The following is a 19,937-nucleotide window of genomic DNA, read 5'->3' on the forward strand; positions in this document are numbered from 1 at the left end:
ACGGCTTTCGGGGCGAAACCTTACACTATGGGCGTCGCCTCGGTGCGACTGTCAGTGCAAGCTTGACCCTGAATCTGGCCTCGCGCCATTCAATACTACGCAGGCTGGCAAGCTATCCGCGCAGTGCGCCGTAAATTTTCTCTGCCAGATCGCGGTTGATGCCTTCCACCTGGATCAAGTCATCCACACTTGCCGCCTTTACGCCTTGCAACCCGCCGAACCGCGCCAGCAGTTTCTGGCGACGCTTGGGGCCAATGCCTTCAATCTCTTCCAGACTGGACGCCACCCGCGCCTTGGCACGCTTGGCACGATGGCCGGTAATGGCAAAGCGGTGCGATTCGTCCCGAATCTGCTGCACCAGATGCAAACCGGCGTGATCACGCGGCAGTTGTACACTTTCATGCGTGGTCGCAAAAATCAGCTGTTCCAGACCCGCCTTGCGTGTTTCACCCTTGGCCACGCCGATCAAGATCGGCTGAGTGAGGCCGACTTCTTCCATGACTTGTTCAGCCATGGCCAATTGTCCTTTCCCACCATCAATCAACACCACGTCCGGTACTTTGCCCTCGCCCGCGGCGATCTTGCCGTAACGGCGGGTCAGCACCTGGCGCATGGCCGCGTAATCGTCACCCGGCGTAATGCCATTGATGTTATAGCGGCGATACTGGCCCGGCTGAATATCGCCGTCATCGAATACCACGCAAGACGCCACGGTGGCTTCGCCCATGGTGTGGGAGATATCAAAGCATTCGATCCGCTGCGTTTCATCCGGCAGATCCAGCGCATCGATCAATGCCTGCAAGCGGCCCGCCTGGCTAGCAGAGTGCGTATTGCGCTGGGTAATCGCCAGCTCTGCATTCTTGCGTGCCATTTCAAGCCACACACGGCGCTCGCCATTCGGGTTGCTATTGATGATGACCTTGCGGCCGGCTTGATCGCTCAACAATTGGGTCAGCAATTCTGCGTTGGCCGGCGCGGGCGTACAGATCACGACGGGCGGCACGTTGCGGTCCAGATAATGCTGAGCCAGGAAGGCCTCAAGTGCCTCGGCTTCGTCGTAATCCGCCGCATTGGTGGGAAACAGGTTCTTGTCGCCCACATGACGGCCACCGCGCACCATGGCCAGATTCAGGCATACAGCGCCTTCTTTCACGACGGCAGCGACGATATCTGCGTCCAGTTCACTGGTATTACTGGAGACAAACTGCTTTTCCTGTATGCGGGCCAGTGCCTGGATCTGGTCGCGCACGCTGGCGGCGGCCTCAAAATTCCAGGCCTCAGACGCCGCGGCCATGCGCACTTCGAGTTCCTTCAACAGCTCATTGGCCTGACCGTTGAGAAACAACACCGCGTTGTGTACGTCGCGGCGGTAATCCTCGGGCGTAATGTGATCCACACAAGGTGCCGAGCAGCGTTTGATCTGATACAGCAAACAGGGCCGCGAGCGGTTGGCGTACACGCTGTCTTCACAGGTGCGCAGTTTGAAGACCTTCTGCAGCATCTGGATGCTTTCTTTCACCACGTAGCCGTTCGGGAAAGGCCCAAAGTACTGATTACGCTTGTCCAGCGTGCCACGGTAGTACGCCAGGCGCGGGCTTTTGTGGCCAGTGACAACCAGATACGGATAGCTTTTGTCATCGCGAAACAGAATGTTGTAACGCGGTCCCAAAGCCTTGATCAGATTGTTTTCCAGCACCAGCGCTTCGGCTTCTGAACGCACAACCGTGGTTTCAATGCGATCCACCTGGGTCAGCATCAGCTTGATGCGTGGGCTGTGATCATTTTTCTGGAAATACGATCCCACCCGCCGCTTCAGGCTAATGGCCTTGCCGACGTACAGCACCGTACCGTCCTGCGCCAGCATGCGGTACACGCCGGGCAGATTGGGAAGTGCCTTGACGACGGCCAGCAAACGCTCACTGCGCGCTTCCAGGCTTTCAGGATTCATTGCGGGATCAGACATGGCGGCCATTGAAACAAAAACAAGGCGTCATTCTAGCAACGACTGCCCCGGTTGACGCGTCGATCAGGGCTGCCGTGCAATCGCAGCAGGTTCGCCAGAGGCCGCATCCGTTGCGGTATCGGCCGGTGCCTCTGGCGGGGGCAATGAAAACACAGGCGCGGCCACGTCGTTTCCTTGCTCGACCAGATACACAAACGCCAGCAATTCGGCCACCGCGCGGTACAGAGAGGCCGGGATATGGTCATCCAGATCAAGCTGCGACAACAAAGAGACCAGCTCCGGCGATTGATGCACAAACACACCAGCCTCACGGGCTTTCTCGATGATGGCTTGCGCCACCAATCCCTTACCGGTCGCCACCACGCGCGGTGTGGAACCTTCGGTATAGGCCAGGGCGACGGCGCGCGCGCGGGCGTCAGGCTTACTGGCCATCAGCGGGCTCCTTCACACTGGCAAAAGCGACGGAAGCCAGATCAAGACCCGCACCTTCGAACTGGTTATCCAGTGCGCTTTGGGCCGACTGTAATTGTTTGATCGCTTCCGGCGATGCTTTGAATTGCAAATTGAACTGCCCTTGATATAACACGGCGCTGATCGCCACGTGGCCCAGGTGAGGCATATCCAGATTCAATGTCGTCCGCCACTGACGATCTGCGGGGTCCGCATATGCCGCGTTGCGGCCTTGATCATCCGCCTGCACGCTCCACTGCATTTGCTGGCCAGGCCAGGCCTGGCCTTGCCACAGGATCGCCTGCCGATCAATGGCATCCAGTTGCCGCTGCACCAGACCTGCCAGCGCGGCCTGCTGGTCCGGTGTACCCGTCAGATGATTCATGTTGGCGGCCGATAAATCCGGCCGGTTATCTGCTGCACTGCTGGCTGCTTTGAGGCTGGCCACATCCGGACCGGTCAGGTCTTTGATCAGCGTGGATGGGGGCTTGCCCTCTGCCTGCGTTGTGGCCGTCTGAGCTGGCGTTTGCTGCTGCGCCAGGCGGGCTTGTGGCTCTTGCTGCAGGGCTTGCAAGCTGCGTTGACCATCTACCCACTGCGCCTGGTGTGACTCATAAAACAGACCGGATTGATCAAGGGTTTGCGCCAGTTTGCCGGCCAGATCAGCCGCATTGGGTGCGCCTTCAAACAGTGGCGCAGTCGCACCGGCCCGGGTAGTTTGCGCCGTCGTGCCGGCCTTGTTGCCACTGCCAAGCAAATCAGACAGATAACGTGCACCACTGGAGAGTTCGGTTGAAACGCCGGGGTGATAGTCTGGCGAGGTCGCCGTGGATAACGCAAAGGTCAGCGTGGGCCGATTGGCAATGACCGAGAGATCCAGTTTTTCACCCGCCGTGGCACCAGCGGGTAGATTCAGATCAAGCAACTGGTTATTGATCTGTACGGCAAACCGGCCATTACCCAGCGCCCCGATCACGGTGGCGGAGACGCGCTCACCTTGCGTAAATAGCGCCCCCAGATCCGGCCTGGCCTCTGGCGTTTGCGTGGAATTATTGAGGAGGAGTGCCTGCAGGGTGACAATTGCGTTACCGGGCAGCATGAGTCAGCGCAATCCTTCAGCGCGATACAGCGCCACGATCAGATCTGCCTCCCCCCGCGAAATACCGCATTGCTGCGCAACGGCGGCTGAATCAGCTCCGGTACGCGCCAGGCGGATGGCTTGGGCATAAGGGGTTTCGGTCAATGGCTGGGCCACGGCAGTGGTATCGACCACACCCGCATCGCCATGGTGCTCAACCGCCCAGGCTTGCTGCATGCTGTTAGCGGCCAGCCGCACCTTCAGAAGTTCCAGCTCCTGGCGCAATGCCGCCATGTCGCCTGACATGGTTTCAATCCGCTGCTGGGCCTGGCGCGATAGATGATGTGGCGAATTGGCTTTGCGCAAAAACAACAAAAGCTCGGCCACATAAAAAACGAGGAGCGCGAGCCCTGCATACAGTAGTTGTGGCCAGGTAATCAGAATGCCGTTCACGTGCCGCCTCTGTCACAGTTTAAACCGGCGACATCCGGTCCAGTCCCTCTTCATGGTCTTGCTGCGGAGCCTTGACCGGGGTGCATATGCAGCACTTTACCCCGCTTACGGCTTCCTCACGACAGACTCTGAACAGGTTCTCAGGAACCGTACATGCGCCGCATTTTATCGCCAGTTTGCAGACTACGGATCGAGCCCATCAATTCTTGCCGTCGCGCCATGGCCAGCGGGACGATCGCATCGATCTGCGCCTGCGCAGTACGCATCAGCATGGCCAGTGTCTCGCGCTGGTCTTGCTGCATGCCCTGCCAGTCTATATCACCCAGCGTGTTGCTGATCTCGTTGAACCGGCCCGCAGTTTGCAGGAAATCATCCCAGTCTCTGGATTGCGCACTCAACAGCATCCGCGCGCAGCACGCTTCCATTTCACCATAGACTGCCTGCATATCAGGCGCGACCATAACTCAAAGCGCTGCGATTGGCGGCGTCATCATCCTGAGCGGATGGCGCTGCCGGCGGCGGTGTTGCGCCCGTACCACGACTATTCTGTTCGATGGTATCCCAGGCGGATTTCAGATCAGTCAGCAACTTGCTCACATGATCAAGCATGTCGGCGTTGTTCTCGATGTTGGCTTTGAACAACTGGGCAACCATGTGCTCGTACAGCGCATCCAGGTTTTTTCCCAGTTCGCCGCCTTTTTCCACATCCAGCGACTGGCGCAGGCCTTCGTCGATAATCGCAATCGCCTTGCTGATCGACTGGCCTTTGTCGGCAATGTTGCCTGCCTGCATGTGAAACTTCGCGAGGCCCACAGCCTTTATGGCACCTTCGTACAACATCACAACCAGTTTGAGCGGGCTGGCCGATGCAACGGCCATATCCACACTGTTCTGGCCATATGACGCCAGCGCCTTCTTGACGGCATAACTCATGCCACTTCTCCAAATCAAACCACCACAACTGACCGGAACCAGCCCGGCACCGCCCTGCCCGTTTAGCTACTGATCTTGGGCAGGTTGGCCAATTGGGTCGTCAGGTAACTACTGGTGTTCTTCAACGAGCCCACCACGGAATCCATGGCAGTGAACTGCTGCACGTAATTGGCCTGCACCTGAGTCAAACGCGTTTGCATTTCGGTTTCTTGCGACTGCAAACGGGTAATGCTCTGGTTGATGCTGTCGGTCACCGAGTAGAACAACCCGTTATCGCTGGCCTTGGTGGACAGCATATTGGTGATGCTCTGATTCAGATTATAGGAAAAGCCCTGACTATAGGTCACGGAACCCATGTCGCCCGTCGACCCGGCGGCCAGACTGATGATCAAGCCAGCGGCAGGGCCTGTCCCGACCAGCACGTTACCGGTGGCTGTTGCGGGTTGACCACCAATGGTCGCAACGGCATCGGTACCGGCGGCCTTGTCGGTGACGGTCAGGAATGCCGGATCAGTACTTCCGCCGGTTGCTGCTGTTGTCAGCTGGATGGTCGAGGTCGCGCCATAAGATGCAGAAGCAAACTGCAATGCGCCATTGGCAAAAGAGACGTTTGCCGACACCCCGCCAGCCTTGATGGCCGCATCATTGTTGATGGCGGTTTGCAAAGCGGTGGCCAGATCGTTGCCGTTGGCATAAGAGGCGCCATCGGTCAATTTAATGGTGCCTGACTGCACACCGTCGATCGCGATGGTGAAATTGTCGTTATCCGCACCAATAGTCAGCGGGAACGTGATGTTAGAGCCTGACGTCACCGAACCCTGTGTGGCCGGCGTTGTGACATTGATGGCGTACGTGCCCGGCTTGGTCAGCGACGAGCTGGTCGACACCACAGTCACACCGCCCGGTTTGGATACCGAGGTACCCGCAGCAAACAAGGTGGCCAATGCTTGTGGATTGGACTGGGCGGCCGAGGACAGTTTGTCCTGGTCCAGAGTCATGTTGCCTTTGTCGTCAAAACCAACGCCAACATCAAAGAGGCTCTGATACGCATTGCTACCACCCAGTGCCTTGTTGAACACACTGCGCATCTGGGTTTTGATCGAGTTCAACGCATACTGGCCGTTCAGAATACCGGCAGTTTGCGTTGTGGTGTCGTAGCCAGTGAGACTGGAGAGCTGCGACATGAAATTGTTGTAGCCATCGACCATGGCCTGCACGTTCTTCACCAGCGTCGTGCTGTCTGTACCAATCGTCAGCGTTGTGGCATCGGTATTGGTGCCTGTCAGGTTCAGCGTGACGCCACTCAATACATCACTGATGGTATTGGTCGGCTTGGAGATCGTGATCCCGTCGAGCGTGAACTGGGCGTCCTGCGCTTTTTGCGTGACGGTCGTGGTGTTGGTGGTCGAAGCCGGATCAAAAGCAAAGGCATTCAGGCCGGTATCGCCATTGGCGCCGGTTGCCGTGATTTTCATGCCATTGACTTGACCCGTGGTATTGGACGAGAGCACCAGGCGGAAACCACCACCGTCATTGATGATGCTGGCCGTTACCCCGCCCTTGGCGGCGTTGATGGCATCACGCAGGCCAAACAGGTTGTTGTTGGTCGAATCGATATTGACCGTGATCGCCTGCTGCGACGCATTGGCCGAGAAACCCGATGTGCTGTCGTACGAACCAAAAGAAATGGTCAGCGACCCAGTGCCCACCGGATTGTTCGGGCTGCTGACATCCGCCGAAGCAACGACCTGGTTCTGGGCAAGCTGGCTCACCTGCAAGGAGTGCGAACCCTGCTGGGCAGCATTGGTCGCGGTTGCGGTGCCCACTGACGAGTTGGCCAGTTTGGCGGTCGACAACTGCAACTTGGTTGGATCAGACAGTGCGGTCAGCGTGCTCTGAAAATCAGTGAGTGCGCCTTGCAAGGTACCCAACGCGGAAAGCTGTGCGTCATAGCTCGCTTCCTGTTTTTGCAAGGCCAGCAGCGGTTGCTGCTCTACCTGCATCAACTGCGAAATGATGCCGCTGATATCAATGCCGGAGCCGATACCCATCGAGGTAATCGCGCCCAACCCGCTGCTGCTGCTCAGCCCACTCGTGATACTGCTCGGCGTAGGCGACGCAGTGGGCGTGGGTGTCGGCGTCGGTGTGGGAGTCGGCGTCGGCGTAGGGGTGGGAGAAATACTCGAGGTCATGGGTAACTCCTGGCGTGCGTGCCCCATCATACCAGCCAGTTATGCTAACTGGATGACGATCATTGTATCCGGGCGCCCGCATTACAAATCGGACAGAACGGCCTGCGGCAAGTTCGCCGCCTCTAATAGAGAATATCGGCCGTTCAGGCTTTATCTTTAATCAGCAAGCCTTCGAATTGTCCAATGGCCTTGGCAATGGCAATGGCCTGCTCGCTCGGGATCTGCCGGATCACATCTTTCGTCTGGGAATCAATCACCTTGACGATGTGTGTCTGGCTGTCCGGGTCCACCGAAAACTGCAAGCTATTGCCGTTGGCGTAGTTCTTGACCGCCTCATTGAGCTTGCCCACCGCATCGTTCAGGGTGGTGGCATCAGCCTGTTGCCCGTTCTTGCCATCGGTGCTGTTGCTGCTGTTAGCTACGCTGCCACTTTGAGTGACAGAACCGGTCTGGGCTGACTGAGACTGACCACCAGACGGGTTGGTGGTCGGCGACAGCGCCGCGAGAGATTGAGTCAACTGCACTTGCATGAGGTTCTCCTTGAACGGAAAAACGCCCCGGCACGGTTTGAACCGGCCGGGGCATCATGCCTCCATACTACCCGAGACGTCTTGCGCCTGATTACTTCAGCAGGCTCAAGATGCTTTGCGGCAGCTGGTTGGCTTGCGACAGCATCGCGGTACCGGCCTGTTGCAGAATCTGCGATTGCGTCAGGTTGGCGGTTTCCGAAGCGAAGTCGGTATCTTCAATCCGGCTCTTGGCGGCCGACAGGTTGGTCACCGTGGTCGACAGGTTAGAGATGGTCGAAGTGAAGCGGTTCTGCAGCGCACCCAGTTGAGCACGTTGGCTGTCGATGTACGACTGTGCATCATCAGCGATCCGCAGGGCTTGCGTAGCACCGTCAACAGTGGACACATCCAGGCTTTGCACGGTCTTCAGCGAAGAAGTCATGGTCGAGCCGGAGGCCAGGCCGTAAGAGGAAGTACCGGCCGAGTTTTTGCCCGTAAACACACCGCTGGCAAAACCTGCACCGCTGGTGGTGATGGAGTACGAGCTGGCCGAGTTCAGCACAACCTGACCACCGAAGGTGAAGCTACCCGAACCACCTGAAGCCTGGATTGCCGTACCCGAAGTGTACTGAGCCGAACCGGTCGAGTTTGTGGTGTCGTAGTTGTACTGGGTGACCGTGCCACCAAAGCCGCTCGCAACACCGCTGGCCGACGTAATCTGGATGTTGGCGCCAGAGTTGTTGGTCAGCTTGATACCGTATGTCACGGAACCGCTGGAGTTGGTGAACGTAGCCAGCTGAGCCACAACGCCGGTTTGCGACTGAGCGTTGTTGAACGCGGTCACAGCCTGGTTGTAGTCGGAAGCCGTCGGAGCTTGACCGGATACCGACGAGGTCACGCTGAACGACACCGAAGCGTAGGTGTTGTTGTTCGAAGCAACCGCCAGAGAGTACGAACCGGATGCAAACGACAGATCAACTTCAGTCGATGCAGTTGCGGTTACGCCCGTGTTGGCTGCGTTGATCTTGGCTGCCACATCGCTAGCCTGGTCAGTACCGGATACGGAAACCGACTTGCCGTTGATGGACATGGTACCGCTGGAAGTCACCACGGCGCCGGTCACGGCCACGTTGGCGGTCCCGCCAATCGCACCTTGAGTCGTGCCGCTCACTTCGTTGGTGTAGGCCAGTTGACCTGTACCGTTACCGCCGCCCATCTGGAACGTACCGTACTGGCTAGTACGGAAGTTACCCATGGTTGCAGTGATGGTCTGGTTGGCGTTGGCACCAACTTGGTAGGTTGCAGCGGTGAAGCTGCCGTCGAACAGGTTTTGACCGTTAAACTGGGTAGTTTGAGCGGTACGGTCCAGTTCGGACACCAGCTGGTTAACCTGGGCATTCAGGGCCTGGCGGTCGGACGTGGAGTTCGTCGCGTTGCCCGACTGAACAGCCAGTTGGCGAATGGATTGCATCATGTCGCTCATCTGGCCCAGAGCACCTTCCGCAGTCTGCGACAGCGAAACGCCGTCGTTGGCATTGCGGGATGCCTGATTCATGCCGTTGATTTGCGACGTCATACGATCAGAGATCGCGAGGCCGGCGGCGTCATCCTTGGCGCTGTTGATACGCAGACCGGACGACAGGCGTTCCAGCGAGGTATTCAGCGAGTCTTGCGACTTGCTCAGGTTTTGCTGAGCCTGCAGCGACGCTACGTTTGTATTGAGAACCAAAGACATTTGGTAGCTCCTCGTAAGGGGGTTTTGCGTTCAACGTTCAGACGCATCACCGCGTCCTTGGACTGTTTATCGGTGGCCCCGAAAATAACTTTAGCGAAAATTCAAAAAATTTTTTCCATTAAATCTGACACCATGGGAAAGCATAAGGGTTTTCTGTTTTTTCATCCCGCTGGTTTCCCGCGCCACCCCGCTGAACCCCACGTCTACAAGCCATTCCAGGATATTCGTCGTAAAAAAACGGCGGGTTCTGCAACCCGCCGTTCCTGTCGATTTCTGCCATTTGTATCAGCCTACCGTTAATCGGGAGACCAAGCCTTACGCCAAAGCTCCAGGTTTTCACCCTTGAGCATCCACTTGTCCCTTACGACCTGGCGCAACTCCAGACCGCGCTGACGAGTTGCCGACATGTCGTCCAGATGCATGCGGATGGCATCAATCCAGTCTTTGTGACGATTGCGCACCCGTGTTACCGGCAGGTCAACACGGTACGGCTCAATGTCGGTACACACCACCGGAAAGCCGCAAGCCCCATATTCCAGCAAGCGCAAATTGCTCTTGCTCTCATTGAACACGTTGTGTTCCAGCGGCGCCAATGCCAGATCCAGTTGCAGGCTGGCGACCTTGGCCGGGTAAGTTTCAATGGGCACGCCCTCATGAAACTCTTTGACATAAGGACGCAATTTCGGTGGACACATCCCAAAGAACACCCAGTCCACCTCCTCAGCCAGTTCCCGCACCACACCTTCAATCAACTCCAGATCGCCCGTGTGGCTAATCCCGCCGGCCCAGCCTACGCGCGGTTTCTCGCGCTCAGTTGGGATCAGCGGCAAATCACCCCACCATCCTTCTGGTAGATAGTTATTCACCACATGGAAGTTATCGTGCAGATCAGAATATTGTTCAGCCAGGCGATTCGTAGACACCACAAAGCGATCCACATTCGCCACCGCACGCCGCAATGATTTCAACACATCCTTGGGCATGTGCTCGCGGTGGGCGCTTTTGAGCGGCAAATTGGGCAAATAGTCATCGAGTTCATAGATGCAATAAGCACCGGAGAACCGCTTGGCCCGCGACATGAATTCAATCTGTTCCGGCGTAAATTGCCGTTGAAACACCAGCACATCCGGCTTGAAGCGCTCCTGATCCACCACAGAGAGCAATTCGAAGGAGATCGACCCGCCCACTTTTTGGGCGTCTTTCAGCGCCTGGAACGGCTGAATGATCCGGTAGTGGCCACACCCCATCTGATCTGCCGGATGGGTCAGCACCCGCATGGGCGGTTTCCAGGAAACGGGCTGGAACGAGACCAGGCGCCGGTTCTCGATCTCGAACCCGTTGCCGTGCAATGCCAGATTGCGGTTGTAGTACGGATCTCGTGCCAGTTGCGGCAGCCATTTGAGGTACATGGCCTCCTGTTCACCGGCAAAGCGCTTTCTTTTGGCCTCCTGGGCCGCAGGATCAACGCGCGTCTGGCTAACACTTCCCTCATGCAATACGCTGGCAAACGGCGTCCACACCACCAGATATCCGGCCTGACGCACTTTCAGACACAGGTCAACATCATTGTAAGAAACCTTGAAGTCCTGTTCATCCATGCCACCCAGTTCGCGGTACAGAGACTTGCGCACCACCATACAAGCGGCGGTCACCACCGAATAGTTCTGGGTGACCTGCAGGCGGTTCATATAACCGCGCTCTTCCCGGGGCGTGCCGATAAACGGGTGATCTGCCGGGCCACGCAGCCCCAGCACGACGCCGGCGTGCTGAATCCGGCCATCAGGATAAAGCAGGCGTGCGCCCACTGCGCCGACTTCCGGCCGCTGCGCATGACTCATCAGCTCATCAAGCCAATTGTCCTGGATGATGGCCGTATCGTTGTTTAGCAATACGACGTACTCACCCTGCGCCAGCTCCACCGCATGGTTGTTGATTGCGGAAAAATTGAACGGGTGCGGGTACCGGATCACGCGGATGCGTGGATTCCCGAGCTTTTCCAGACCATCCAGAAAATTGCTGGCATCCGCTTCAGTCGTATTGTTATCGACAATCAGCAATTCGTACTGGGGATAGCGGGTGCGCTCCAGCACGCTTTCTACACACCGCGACAGCATTGCAAACTGGTCTTTGGTGGGGACGATAATGCTGACCAGCGGCTTGGTGGCATGCTGATGCTGCACATGCAAAGTCCCCGGAAGCAGGCCTTCGGAGATGTTCGCCGGGGTGTTCAGGCGTTGCAGATGGTTGCGCACGGCGCGGGCAAACGCCCCCGCACGGCCGTGATCATCCAGCGCACGCCACGGCAGTTGCGCCAGGTGGCAGCCGATGTTTGGCACGTGGCCAATTGCTTTTTCGCCCAATAGCTCATACAAACGGAACAGCAAATCAATCTGCTCGGCGCCGGCTTCCAGTGGCCCGGTTACCAGCGCAGCCGTTATGGCGGCATGGCGCACTAGTAAAAGCCCGTCCGCATAAGGTGTGGCGCGCATCAGGTCGGGGCTGAAATCCGGTTTGAAGCGCGGCATATCGGACTTGCCAGGCTCACCGATCCAGTCATCATCCCAATAGATGGCCTGCCATTGCGGGTTGTCCACTGCTTGCAGCAGGCCCAGCAGCAAACCATCCAGCGTCAGCAGATCGCCCACTTCGACAAGACCCACCCAATCGGCCTGAATACGGGCCACATCGGTCATGATTGCGGCGTAGGCGTCGTTACTTTGCAGCCAGCCGATGCCGCTATTGGGGTCCGGGTCTGCCAGCGGAGATACAATCGTGGCCCGCTTGCCCTTGAAATATTGCTGACCCAGCGTGGTCAGGGTTTCGGAAACGGCAGCGATGTTGCCAGTCCGGTCGATCAGATAAAAGTGCGCCACCTGGGGGGGCATCTGATCAACACGGGTATCAATCATGCGGGCCTCGGCCAGCGTGAGGTTGCGATCTTTCAACCAGGCTTCGTAAGTATGGGTAACCAGGCTCAAACCCGTCGGCAACGACGACATGGAACTCTGGACTTGCGCCTCGCCCGAAGCAGCTGACTCCGGGGCATTCTTGGGCAGCATTCGGGTTTCAAGACCGGCTGAGCGCACAACCAACGGCATCAGGCGCTCAAAAACGTGGGCCAGCGTGCCGTCCAGTTGTCCGGCTTCTTCCTCGAAATCTTCCAGCTTGACGTCGAGCCGGCGCAGCGCGGCAAAAAAAGCGCCACGCACCCAGTACATGGAGCCCGCAACAAAGTCGTAATCAAAACCTTGCGGATCAACCCCGATGCGCTTGGCCCACAACTGCATCCCCGGCAAATTTTCCCGCTGCGCGCCAGAAATCTTGTAGGCATTCACCATGGTCTCGGCAGCGGCCAGCATACCGATGCCCGGGTCCGCATCAAACATGGCCAGGATCGGCCCGATCCCGCCTTCCGGCAACAATCCTTTCAACAGATGATTGCGCCAGAGCTCGCCAAACCCGTTCGTGCGGTGCAATGACTTTTTGGTATGGATCTTGAGCACCTGGTCGTAGTCTTCCAGCCGTTCGTGCTCCAGCAACTTGAACAGCGGAGCGATATCACGCCCACGATTTTTGACCGGGTAAATTCTGGCATCAGGGAACCGGGATTTGATCAGCGCTGTCGCCTGCGGCAACACCTCTTCCGGTGTGGTCACCAACAAATCAAAAGGCTGATTGATGCTGGAGAACGCCTGGGCAAACTCTTCCCACAGATCCAGATAAAACAAATGGAAAGCCACGGCCAGACGGCGTACTGCCTCCTGAGGCTGCCCCGTAATGGTTTTCTGTTCCAGGGCCTTGGCCAATGGCGCCAGTGACAGCACGGCAGGGTCCAGAGGGTTCAGGCGGGTCGCCCAGTCCAGCAGCACCTTTGCAGGCTGCAGCGCGCCCTGGTTGGCATGCAGCACGCACAGGCTGCACAGCGTGTTGATATGAAACGGGTTCTGGCTGAGGATAGCCTCAAATGACTGAAGTGCTGTCTGGGTATCGCCCGCGTCCATCTGGGCAATACCCTGAATGATCAACTGGTTTTGCCACTGCAGTTTGGGCTCAAGCTCTTTCAGCTGGAGCTTGCCGCACGGCATTGCGCGGACCATCAGATCAATATCTTCCAGCAGCGCAAAGAATGCCGCGTTATAGAACGGCATTTCCACAAACTGCCTGGGCTCAAACACCCATTCGGGATGCGGCGTGATGGCGCGCCATTCCGAGCGGAATATTTCCTGCACGGTCAGCGACTTGCTGCTGGCAAGGCACATGGCCAGGACTGCGGATGCTTTTTTTGCCAGTACCCGCGCGTCATCAACAGTGACACCCGGCTGCATCTGACAATGGACCTGCGCCATGAAACCAAAAAATGCTTCTTTTTGCGGCCCTTCAAACTCCGCCGAGGTGAGTGCCTGATACAGATCGGTTTGATGATCCGATACCGGATAGTTGAGCTCACGCACCACAAACGGAATCGGCAAGATCCGTATCTTGCTGCAAATCAGTCTGAAATAGGCATCGCCAAATTCATTGAATTCCCAGCGGATGTCATCCGGAATCCGGTGATACCAGTCGCGGGGTATGCCAGTTCTGCTGACCGCATAAAAGGGTGGAATGTAATTGTCCATAAAGGACATGATGCGATCCGGGATATTGCCCGCGTAGTCTTCCACCACTTTGCGATCGCGCAGGAAATAATGCACCCGCTCGCCATCAGCCAGATACATGACTGAGTAACCGTGGCACAAGCCGTAATCAGGATTGGCTTCAAGGAAATCAAGACTCTGATCAAGACCGTCTTGCAACGTGAAATCGTCATCGGTCACAAAAGCCATATAGGGCGTGGTGACCAGATCGATACCGCGCCGGATTTTCAACATGATCTGGCTGTAATCGCAGTCGCCACAATGCTGGTAATTTGTGCGCTCGTTACCGTATTGCTTCGCCGCCCATGCATTGGATTCAGCCGAAGAATCCATGATCAACAAGGTATACGGCATAGCGGAGTAATAACGCACGGCGCGCGCCAGAAATTGCGGGCGATTATGCGTCAGCAATACCAGGGTCAACAGCTGGCCAGTTGGGTTCATTCGGTGTCCAGTATGTAAATCAGGCAATACGTTTCAGATAACCGTCCGGCGCAACGGTAATCAGCAATTTGTTTTCAATGGTGTGGTCAATCTCGAATTCAGGATTGTTTTTCAGCCATTGATGCACCGCCGTTTTCGGGTTGTCACCGACACCCCACGGCCGGTCGGGGAAGGCATCGGCAGGCATGTCTTCCACCACCGTGTCAAACACCACGCAGTAGCTCCCTGGCGTGGTCAGCGGCGCATAGGCCTCCAGTTCTGCCAGCACATGGGCATGCGTATGGTTAGAGTCCAGACAGACCAGTACCCGCTCGCAACCCCGTGCCCGGGCGTGTACCTGGGCAATGACCTGCGGATCAATCGATGAGCCCTGGATCATCTCGATTTTATGTGCCAGCGGGTGAGCTTCGATAGCAGCCCGATTGTGCTCGCGGATATCAATATCCAGACCCAGGACCGTGCGCTTGCTGGCTTTCGGGTCAAGTGGCACGCCTTGTTCGACTGCATCGCAATAATCCAGCAAGGCCAGCATGGATGCACTCATGATCAATGAGCCACCGTGGGCAATGCCGGTTTCAATAATCAGATCAGGCCGCAGTTGCCAGATCAGTTCCTGCATGGCGACCATGTCTTGCGGCAGCTGAATAATGGGGCGGCCCAGCGCCTTGAAGTTGTAGGTGTATTTATGGGGCGCTGTCTGGACCACAAAATCCACACCCATTTTTTTCAGTTTTGCGTCTGCGCCCTGCGCTGCAATATCCTGGACTCGTTCTGCCTCAAAGCGGGCGTACATGTCGTCTGTCATGGAAACCTCAATGGTTTGATCCCGTCTGGCGGGAATGTACTGGTCTGGCGCGACGCCGGTTTTGCCAGTGCCTGCTCTGCACTACCCGCGCCATTTTAATCTGTCTTCTACTCTGCGTTTATCGCGGCACATGAGGATCACGCATTCTGAGTACCCGCGCCGGATTCCCCACCATAACCGCACCCGCCGGCACATCTTTGGTAATCACTGCGCCTGCGCCAATCACCGCCCAATCCCCGATTTTCAGCCTGGGCAATATGGTGGCGCCTGCGCCGACAAATACCCCGCGGCCTATTTCAACACAGCCACACACCGAGACACCAGGGGCAATAAATGAAGATTCTCCAACCTGCGTTTCATGGCCAATCAATGCGCCGATGTGCATGCACACATTGTCAGCCAGTTTCACCCCGGCTTGCACAATAACGCCTTCGCGCAAATAAATGCCTGTACCCAATTCCACCATCATCAAATCAATGGTGGGGTGGATCAGGTTGCTCATTGCAAAGCCTGCGCTAAGCATATATTGCGTCGTCTCATGCCGGGTAACGCAATCACCGGAAATCAGGTTCACAAAGGTGTAGTGGGCCGGATCAAACCGGGGCAACACATCAAAACCGCCAAACACCGGCAGACCGTAGAAATCCTGGCCTTTTTTGGCCGGATCATTGTCGATATATCCGGCAAAGTCGACCAAACCCTGCTCGCGCACCCGTTGCAATATGCGGGGGGACTCCGGGTTATTGGCCCCGAGCAGCAAGACTTTTTTCACCGCACCTCCGGCAACACGCTCAGCAGGCAGGCAGCAACCCGCTCGATCTGCTCGAGGGTCAGATCGTGATAGCTGGGCAAATTGATTGCGCGCGTGGGGATATCAAATGCAACCCGGTTCTCGGGCATCGCGACGAAAGGGGGTGTACTGGACAGCGGGCTAAAAAAGACCCGCGCATCAATTTGTTCACGCTGAAACGCCGCCTGCAATTGTTCACGCGTCACCCCAATGGCCGGGTCAAACACGGCAGTTGGCATCCAGTAACCGTTGAGCGTGCCGGCCGGCTCCGGGTTCAGGCTGATCTGCGGCCAGGCGCGCAACGCAGCTTGATACTGATGAAACACCTCGCGCTTGCGTGCAACCAGTTCATCAATCCGTTCCAGTTGCGCGCAACCGATCGCCGCCTGGATGTTGGACATTTTGTATTTGAAGCCGATCTCCGCCGGCCAGAACTGGCGGGTTTCGCCACGCTTGCGCCCGTGGTTGCTCAGGGTCAGTACCCGCTCATATAAATCAGGGTCGCTGGTGACAAACATGCCGCCTTCGCCCGTGGTCATGGTTTTGGTGCCGTGAAACGAAAACACGCCAAAGCGCCCTATCGATCCTGCACGACGGCCGTGAAAAACCGAGCCGATAGCCTCTGCAGCATCTTCGATCAGCACCAGCCCATGACGCTCGGCAATCACAGCCAGTGCATCCATCTCGCACAGATTACCGTAGATGTGGGTCGCCACAATCGCGCGGGTTCTGGGTGTAATGGCCGCCTCTACCCGAGCAGGGTCAAGACACCACGATTGCGGCAGCACATCGACAAATACCGGGGTTGCGCCAACATGAACGATGGGCGCCACGGTCGCAATCCAGTTGGTGTCGGCCAGGATGACCTCATCACCCGCGCCGATATCCAGCGCGGCCAGCGCCATATGCATTGCCCCAGTGCAACTGGACGTCGCAATGGCATGGGTAGCACCAATCCAGGCGGCAAAGTCCCGCTCAAAGCGGTTGATGTAGTCGTAACAGCGCTCACCCCAGCCATTAGCCGCCGCATCTGTGGCGTAGCTAATCTCACGATCGGTAATGGAGGGCTTGGTATACAGGATGCGTGCTTGCGTTGGGCTCACAGGATTTCCACCTCGGGTACGGCCACTACAAACTGCCCGCCCCACTCGCGGATGCCGGCCAGTTGTTGCATGACTTCATGTTTCAGATTCCACGGCAGGATCAGGACAAAATCCGGTCGGGCATCGAGTAATGCTTGCGGGGTAATCACCTGAATATGGCTGCCCGGCAAGTACTTGCCTTGCTTGGATGGTGCCGCATCTGCCACTTGCGCCAGTAGCAGCCCATCCACGCCTGCGTAATTGAGCAGCGTATTCCCTTTTGCTGCTGCGCCATAGCCAAGCACTTTTTTTCCGAGGCGTTTTTGTTCCAGCAAAAAGGCTTGCAGACCCAGTCGTACGCCTTCGGCGCGAGACTGGAAATTGCGATAAATCTGCGGTTGATCCAGCCCGGCGGCCCGCTCGCCAGCCAGCGTTGCTGCCACCCCGGGTTGTTCTGCATGGGTCGCGTCCTGCGAGCAGGCGTAGACGCGCAAGCTGCCGCCATGTGTAGGCAGCACTTCTACGTCATATACCCGCAGGCCGGCCTGACTCAGGATAGGCTGTACAGCCAGCAGCGACAGATAGGAAAAATGCTCGTGATAAACAGTATCGAACTGGATTTGCTCGATCAGGTTCTGCAAATGAGGAAATTCAAACGTCACCGTGCCCTGGGGCGTCAGCAAATGTGCAATGCCGGCCACAAAGTCGTTGATGTCCGGCACATGCGCCAACACATTGTTGGCGACGACCAGATCTGCGGCCCCATGCCGAGCGCGTAACGCCTCTGCACTTTCCACGCCCAGAAAGACTTCTTCGATCTGCAGGCCGCGGCTACGCGCCGCTTCTGCCGTGCTGTGGGTGGGCTCAACGCCGACGCACCGAATCCTCTGTTGCGCAACGTACTGCAAGAGATAACCATCGTTGGCGGCGACTTCGATCACCAGTGACTGCTCACCGAGTCCAAGCCGGCTGGCGATCATTTCCACATACTTTTGCGCATGTGCCAGCCATGTCGATGAGGTCGAGGAGAAATACGCATACCCCGCATCAAACAGCTCATCGTGGCGGGCAAAGTCTTCAGTTTGCACCAGCCAGCATTGCTCGCAGACTTTCACCCGCAGCGGAAAATATGTTTCCGGCGCAGACAAACGGGCGATGTCCAGATAAGCATTGGATGGTGGTGAAAAGCCCAGATCAACAAAATCAAGCTGCAAAGGGCTGTGGCAATGACGACACTTCATGGCTCAATTCCACGAAAATCTTCAGTCAGTAAAGGGTGTTGCTGATCGCGAGCAGACAACTGGGCAGGTGGCAAAGGCCAGGCAATATTCAGACGTGGATCGTTATAGCGCAGCCCGCCCTCCAGGGAAGGCGTATAAAGCGCCGTATGCAGATACAGCAACTGCGTCGCCTCGGCCAGCGTCTGAAAGCCATGTGCACAGCCTTCTGGCAGCAGCAAGGCACGATCATTTTTTGCCGAAAGCTCGACGCTGCGCCATTGCAGAAACGTTGGCGAACTGGCACGCAGATCGACCACTACATCAAAGACCGCCCCCGACAGACAACGGATAACCTTCTTTTCTGCAGCGGGCGGGTATTGGAAATGCAGGCCGCGGATGCTGCCTTGTTCCTGGGTGAAAGAATGATTGACCTGGCAGACATGCGAGCCCCCCAGCAACGCGGCTAGCTCGTCCGCACAGAACCAGCGCGCAAAACTGCCCCGCTCATCCCCTCGCCGGTCTGTTTCCAGAATAGCTGCCCCCGGAATATCAAGCGGCGTGATACGCATCAACGCGCCCACACCAGGCCGGCCTGCGCGGCATCGTGTTGATATTGCTGCAGTTGTTGCAGCGAGATCAGTTCGCCCCTCATCCAGTCCTGGTACCAGGCCCCGGTTTGCGCCAGCGCCTGTTGCAGCCGCCAGACCGGTTGCCAGCCCAGCCGCGAGCGGATATGCGAAGAATCCAGCCGCAGCGCGCTGGTTTCATGGGCCACGGCACCGACCTGCCGCCACGCCACCGCCGACCAATGCGCGCCTAACTGCGTCAGCACCTCGCCCACCGAGGCAATATCGGACTCCACCGGACCAACATTCCAGGCGCACGCAACGGTTTCGTCGTCCGCCAGTAAGCGCTCGCCAATCAACAAATAAGCAGAGAGCGATTCCAGCACATGCTGCCAGGGGCGAATGGCCAGCGGGTTGCGGATATCCACGGTCTGCCCGGCGGCAACCGCGCGGGCCACATCCGGGATCAACCGGTTCTGCGCCCAGTCTCCACCACCAATCACGTTGCCAGCCCGAGCTGTAGCGATCAGCAAACGTGGTGCGCCGGCGCGCTCGGCAAAGCTACTACGGTAAGAGGCCGCGACCAGTTCAGCTGCGGCTTTGGAGGCGCTATACGGATCGTACCCGCCCAGGGTGTCGGTCTCCCGATAGCCCCAGCTCCATTCTTTGTTTTCGTAACACTTGTCGGTGGTAATGACGACCACAGCCTTGACTGAATCGATCGCACGGCAGGCCTCAAGCAGATTGGCAGTCCCCATGACATTGGTTTGCCAGGTGGTCAGCGGGTCCTGGTAAGAGGCCAGCACCAGTGGCTGCGCCGCAAGATGAAAGACGATCTCCGGCCGGGCATGGGTGATCGACTGCTTCAGAGTCTCAGCGTCACGGATATCTGCCAGTGTCGAACCGCAATCGAGCCCCAGCGCCGGCCAATGAGCTGGCTCGCCAGCGGGCGGCGGCAAGGCGTATCCCTCGACCAGTGCACCAAGTTGCTGCAACCACAGAGCAAGCCACGACCCTTTGAAACCGGTATGTCCGGTCACAAAGACGCGGCGGCCCTGGTAAATATTATTGAACACGTTGATG

16 protein-coding genes are annotated in these 19,937 nt (G+C 57.4%); all 16 read right to left on the minus strand.

Features of this window, described 5'->3' with window-relative positions:
- Positions 1-112 precede the first annotated feature (112 nt).
- The 16 genes from uvrC to rfbG all read right to left on the minus strand — a co-directional run bounded on the left by uvrC (position 113) and on the right by rfbG (position 19,930).
- On the minus strand, positions 113-1,963 hold the full coding sequence (gene uvrC, locus IEX44_RS02025; protein ID WP_188688200.1) for an excinuclease ABC subunit UvrC: 1,851 nt from the start codon (positions 1,961-1,963) through the stop codon (positions 113-115).
- Between the two features lie 63 nt (positions 1,964-2,026).
- Positions 2,027-2,395, minus strand: coding sequence for an EscU/YscU/HrcU family type III secretion system export apparatus switch protein (locus IEX44_RS02030; RefSeq protein ID WP_188688203.1), 369 nt, complete (start codon positions 2,393-2,395; stop codon positions 2,027-2,029).
- On the minus strand, positions 2,385-3,512 hold the full coding sequence (gene fliK, locus IEX44_RS02035) for a flagellar hook-length control protein FliK (RefSeq protein ID WP_188688204.1): 1,128 nt from the start codon (positions 3,510-3,512) through the stop codon (positions 2,385-2,387). Before fliK ends, IEX44_RS02030 begins: the two co-directional genes overlap by 11 nt.
- Before the next feature lie 3 nt (positions 3,513-3,515).
- Positions 3,516-3,944 carry a DUF2802 domain-containing protein gene (locus IEX44_RS02040; RefSeq protein WP_188688206.1) on the minus strand — a complete coding sequence of 143 codons (429 nt, stop codon included), beginning with the start codon at positions 3,942-3,944 and terminating at the stop codon, positions 3,516-3,518.
- A gap of 140 nt (positions 3,945-4,084) precedes the next feature.
- Complete coding sequence (fliT, locus tag IEX44_RS02045) at positions 4,085-4,405, minus strand: flagellar protein FliT (RefSeq protein ID WP_229678687.1); 321 nt, start codon at positions 4,403-4,405, stop codon at positions 4,085-4,087.
- Positions 4,392-4,877: a flagellar export chaperone FliS gene (gene fliS, locus IEX44_RS02050; protein WP_188688209.1), complete on the minus strand. Its 486-nt coding sequence runs from the start codon at positions 4,875-4,877 to the stop codon at positions 4,392-4,394. The genes fliT and fliS overlap by 14 nt, the downstream gene beginning before the upstream one ends.
- Before the next feature lie 62 nt (positions 4,878-4,939).
- Entirely contained in the window at positions 4,940-7,069 is a 2,130-nt protein-coding gene (fliD, locus tag IEX44_RS02055; RefSeq protein WP_188688212.1) for a flagellar filament capping protein FliD, read from the minus strand.
- 143 nt (positions 7,070-7,212) lie between these two features.
- Entirely contained in the window at positions 7,213-7,599 is a 387-nt protein-coding gene (locus IEX44_RS02060) for a flagellar protein FlaG (protein ID WP_188688213.1), read from the minus strand.
- A 91-nt stretch (positions 7,600-7,690) separates the two neighbouring features.
- Positions 7,691-9,313: a flagellin N-terminal helical domain-containing protein gene (locus IEX44_RS21220; protein WP_188688215.1), complete on the minus strand. Its 1,623-nt coding sequence runs from the start codon at positions 9,311-9,313 to the stop codon at positions 7,691-7,693.
- A 296-nt stretch (positions 9,314-9,609) separates the two neighbouring features.
- On the minus strand, positions 9,610-14,391 hold the full coding sequence (locus IEX44_RS02070) for a TIGR00180 family glycosyltransferase (RefSeq protein ID WP_188688217.1): 4,782 nt from the start codon (positions 14,389-14,391) through the stop codon (positions 9,610-9,612).
- A gap of 19 nt (positions 14,392-14,410) precedes the next feature.
- On the minus strand, positions 14,411-15,196 hold the full coding sequence (locus tag IEX44_RS02075) for a cephalosporin hydroxylase family protein (RefSeq protein ID WP_188688219.1): 786 nt from the start codon (positions 15,194-15,196) through the stop codon (positions 14,411-14,413).
- 118 nt (positions 15,197-15,314) lie between these two features.
- Positions 15,315-15,968, minus strand: coding sequence for a NeuD/PglB/VioB family sugar acetyltransferase (locus tag IEX44_RS02080; RefSeq protein WP_188688221.1), 654 nt, complete (start codon positions 15,966-15,968; stop codon positions 15,315-15,317).
- On the minus strand, positions 15,965-17,089 hold the full coding sequence (locus tag IEX44_RS02085) for a DegT/DnrJ/EryC1/StrS family aminotransferase (RefSeq protein ID WP_188688224.1): 1,125 nt from the start codon (positions 17,087-17,089) through the stop codon (positions 15,965-15,967). Before IEX44_RS02085 ends, IEX44_RS02080 begins: the two co-directional genes overlap by 4 nt.
- On the minus strand, positions 17,086-18,309 hold the full coding sequence (locus IEX44_RS02090; RefSeq protein ID WP_188688226.1) for a class I SAM-dependent methyltransferase: 1,224 nt from the start codon (positions 18,307-18,309) through the stop codon (positions 17,086-17,088). The genes IEX44_RS02085 and IEX44_RS02090 overlap by 4 nt, the downstream gene beginning before the upstream one ends.
- Complete coding sequence (locus IEX44_RS02095; protein ID WP_188688227.1) at positions 18,306-18,857, minus strand: dTDP-4-dehydrorhamnose 3,5-epimerase family protein; 552 nt, start codon at positions 18,855-18,857, stop codon at positions 18,306-18,308. The genes IEX44_RS02090 and IEX44_RS02095 overlap by 4 nt, the downstream gene beginning before the upstream one ends.
- The gene (gene rfbG / locus IEX44_RS02100) at positions 18,857-19,930 is read right to left on the minus strand and encodes a CDP-glucose 4,6-dehydratase (RefSeq protein WP_188688229.1); all 1,074 of its coding nucleotides are present in this window, start codon (positions 19,928-19,930) and stop codon (positions 18,857-18,859) included. The genes IEX44_RS02095 and rfbG overlap by 1 nt, the downstream gene beginning before the upstream one ends.
- Positions 19,931-19,937: the final 7 nt, after the last annotated feature.

Source organism: Silvimonas amylolytica (assembly GCF_014645555.1).
Taxonomy (GTDB): domain Bacteria; phylum Pseudomonadota; class Gammaproteobacteria; order Burkholderiales; family Chitinibacteraceae; genus Silvimonas; species Silvimonas amylolytica.

Coding starts and splice junctions, on each gene's coding strand:
- IEX44_RS02030 (WP_188688203.1), bottom strand. CDS start 2,395: ATGGCCAGTAAGCCTGACGCCCGCGCGCGCGCCGTCGCCCTGGCCTAT.
- IEX44_RS02070 (WP_188688217.1), bottom strand. CDS start 14,391: ATGAACCCAACTGGCCAGCTGTTGACCCTGGTATTGCTGACGCATAAT.
- fliS (WP_188688209.1), bottom strand. CDS start 4,877: ATGAGTTATGCCGTCAAGAAGGCGCTGGCGTCATATGGCCAGAACAGT.
- IEX44_RS21220 (WP_188688215.1), bottom strand. CDS start 9,313: ATGTCTTTGGTTCTCAATACAAACGTAGCGTCGCTGCAGGCTCAGCAA.
- IEX44_RS02060 (WP_188688213.1), bottom strand. CDS start 7,599: ATGCAAGTGCAGTTGACTCAATCTCTCGCGGCGCTGTCGCCGACCACC.
- IEX44_RS02095 (WP_188688227.1), bottom strand. CDS start 18,857: ATGCGTATCACGCCGCTTGATATTCCGGGGGCAGCTATTCTGGAAACA.
- IEX44_RS02090 (WP_188688226.1), bottom strand. CDS start 18,309: ATGAAGTGTCGTCATTGCCACAGCCCTTTGCAGCTTGATTTTGTTGAT.
- fliD (WP_188688212.1), bottom strand. CDS start 7,069: ATGACCTCGAGTATTTCTCCCACCCCTACGCCGACGCCGACTCCCACA.
- uvrC (WP_188688200.1), bottom strand. CDS start 1,963: ATGTCTGATCCCGCAATGAATCCTGAAAGCCTGGAAGCGCGCAGTGAG.
- IEX44_RS02075 (WP_188688219.1), bottom strand. CDS start 15,196: ATGACAGACGACATGTACGCCCGCTTTGAGGCAGAACGAGTCCAGGAT.
- fliT (WP_229678687.1), bottom strand. CDS start 4,405: ATGGTCGCGCCTGATATGCAGGCAGTCTATGGTGAAATGGAAGCGTGC.
- fliK (WP_188688204.1), bottom strand. CDS start 3,512: ATGCTGCCCGGTAACGCAATTGTCACCCTGCAGGCACTCCTCCTCAAT.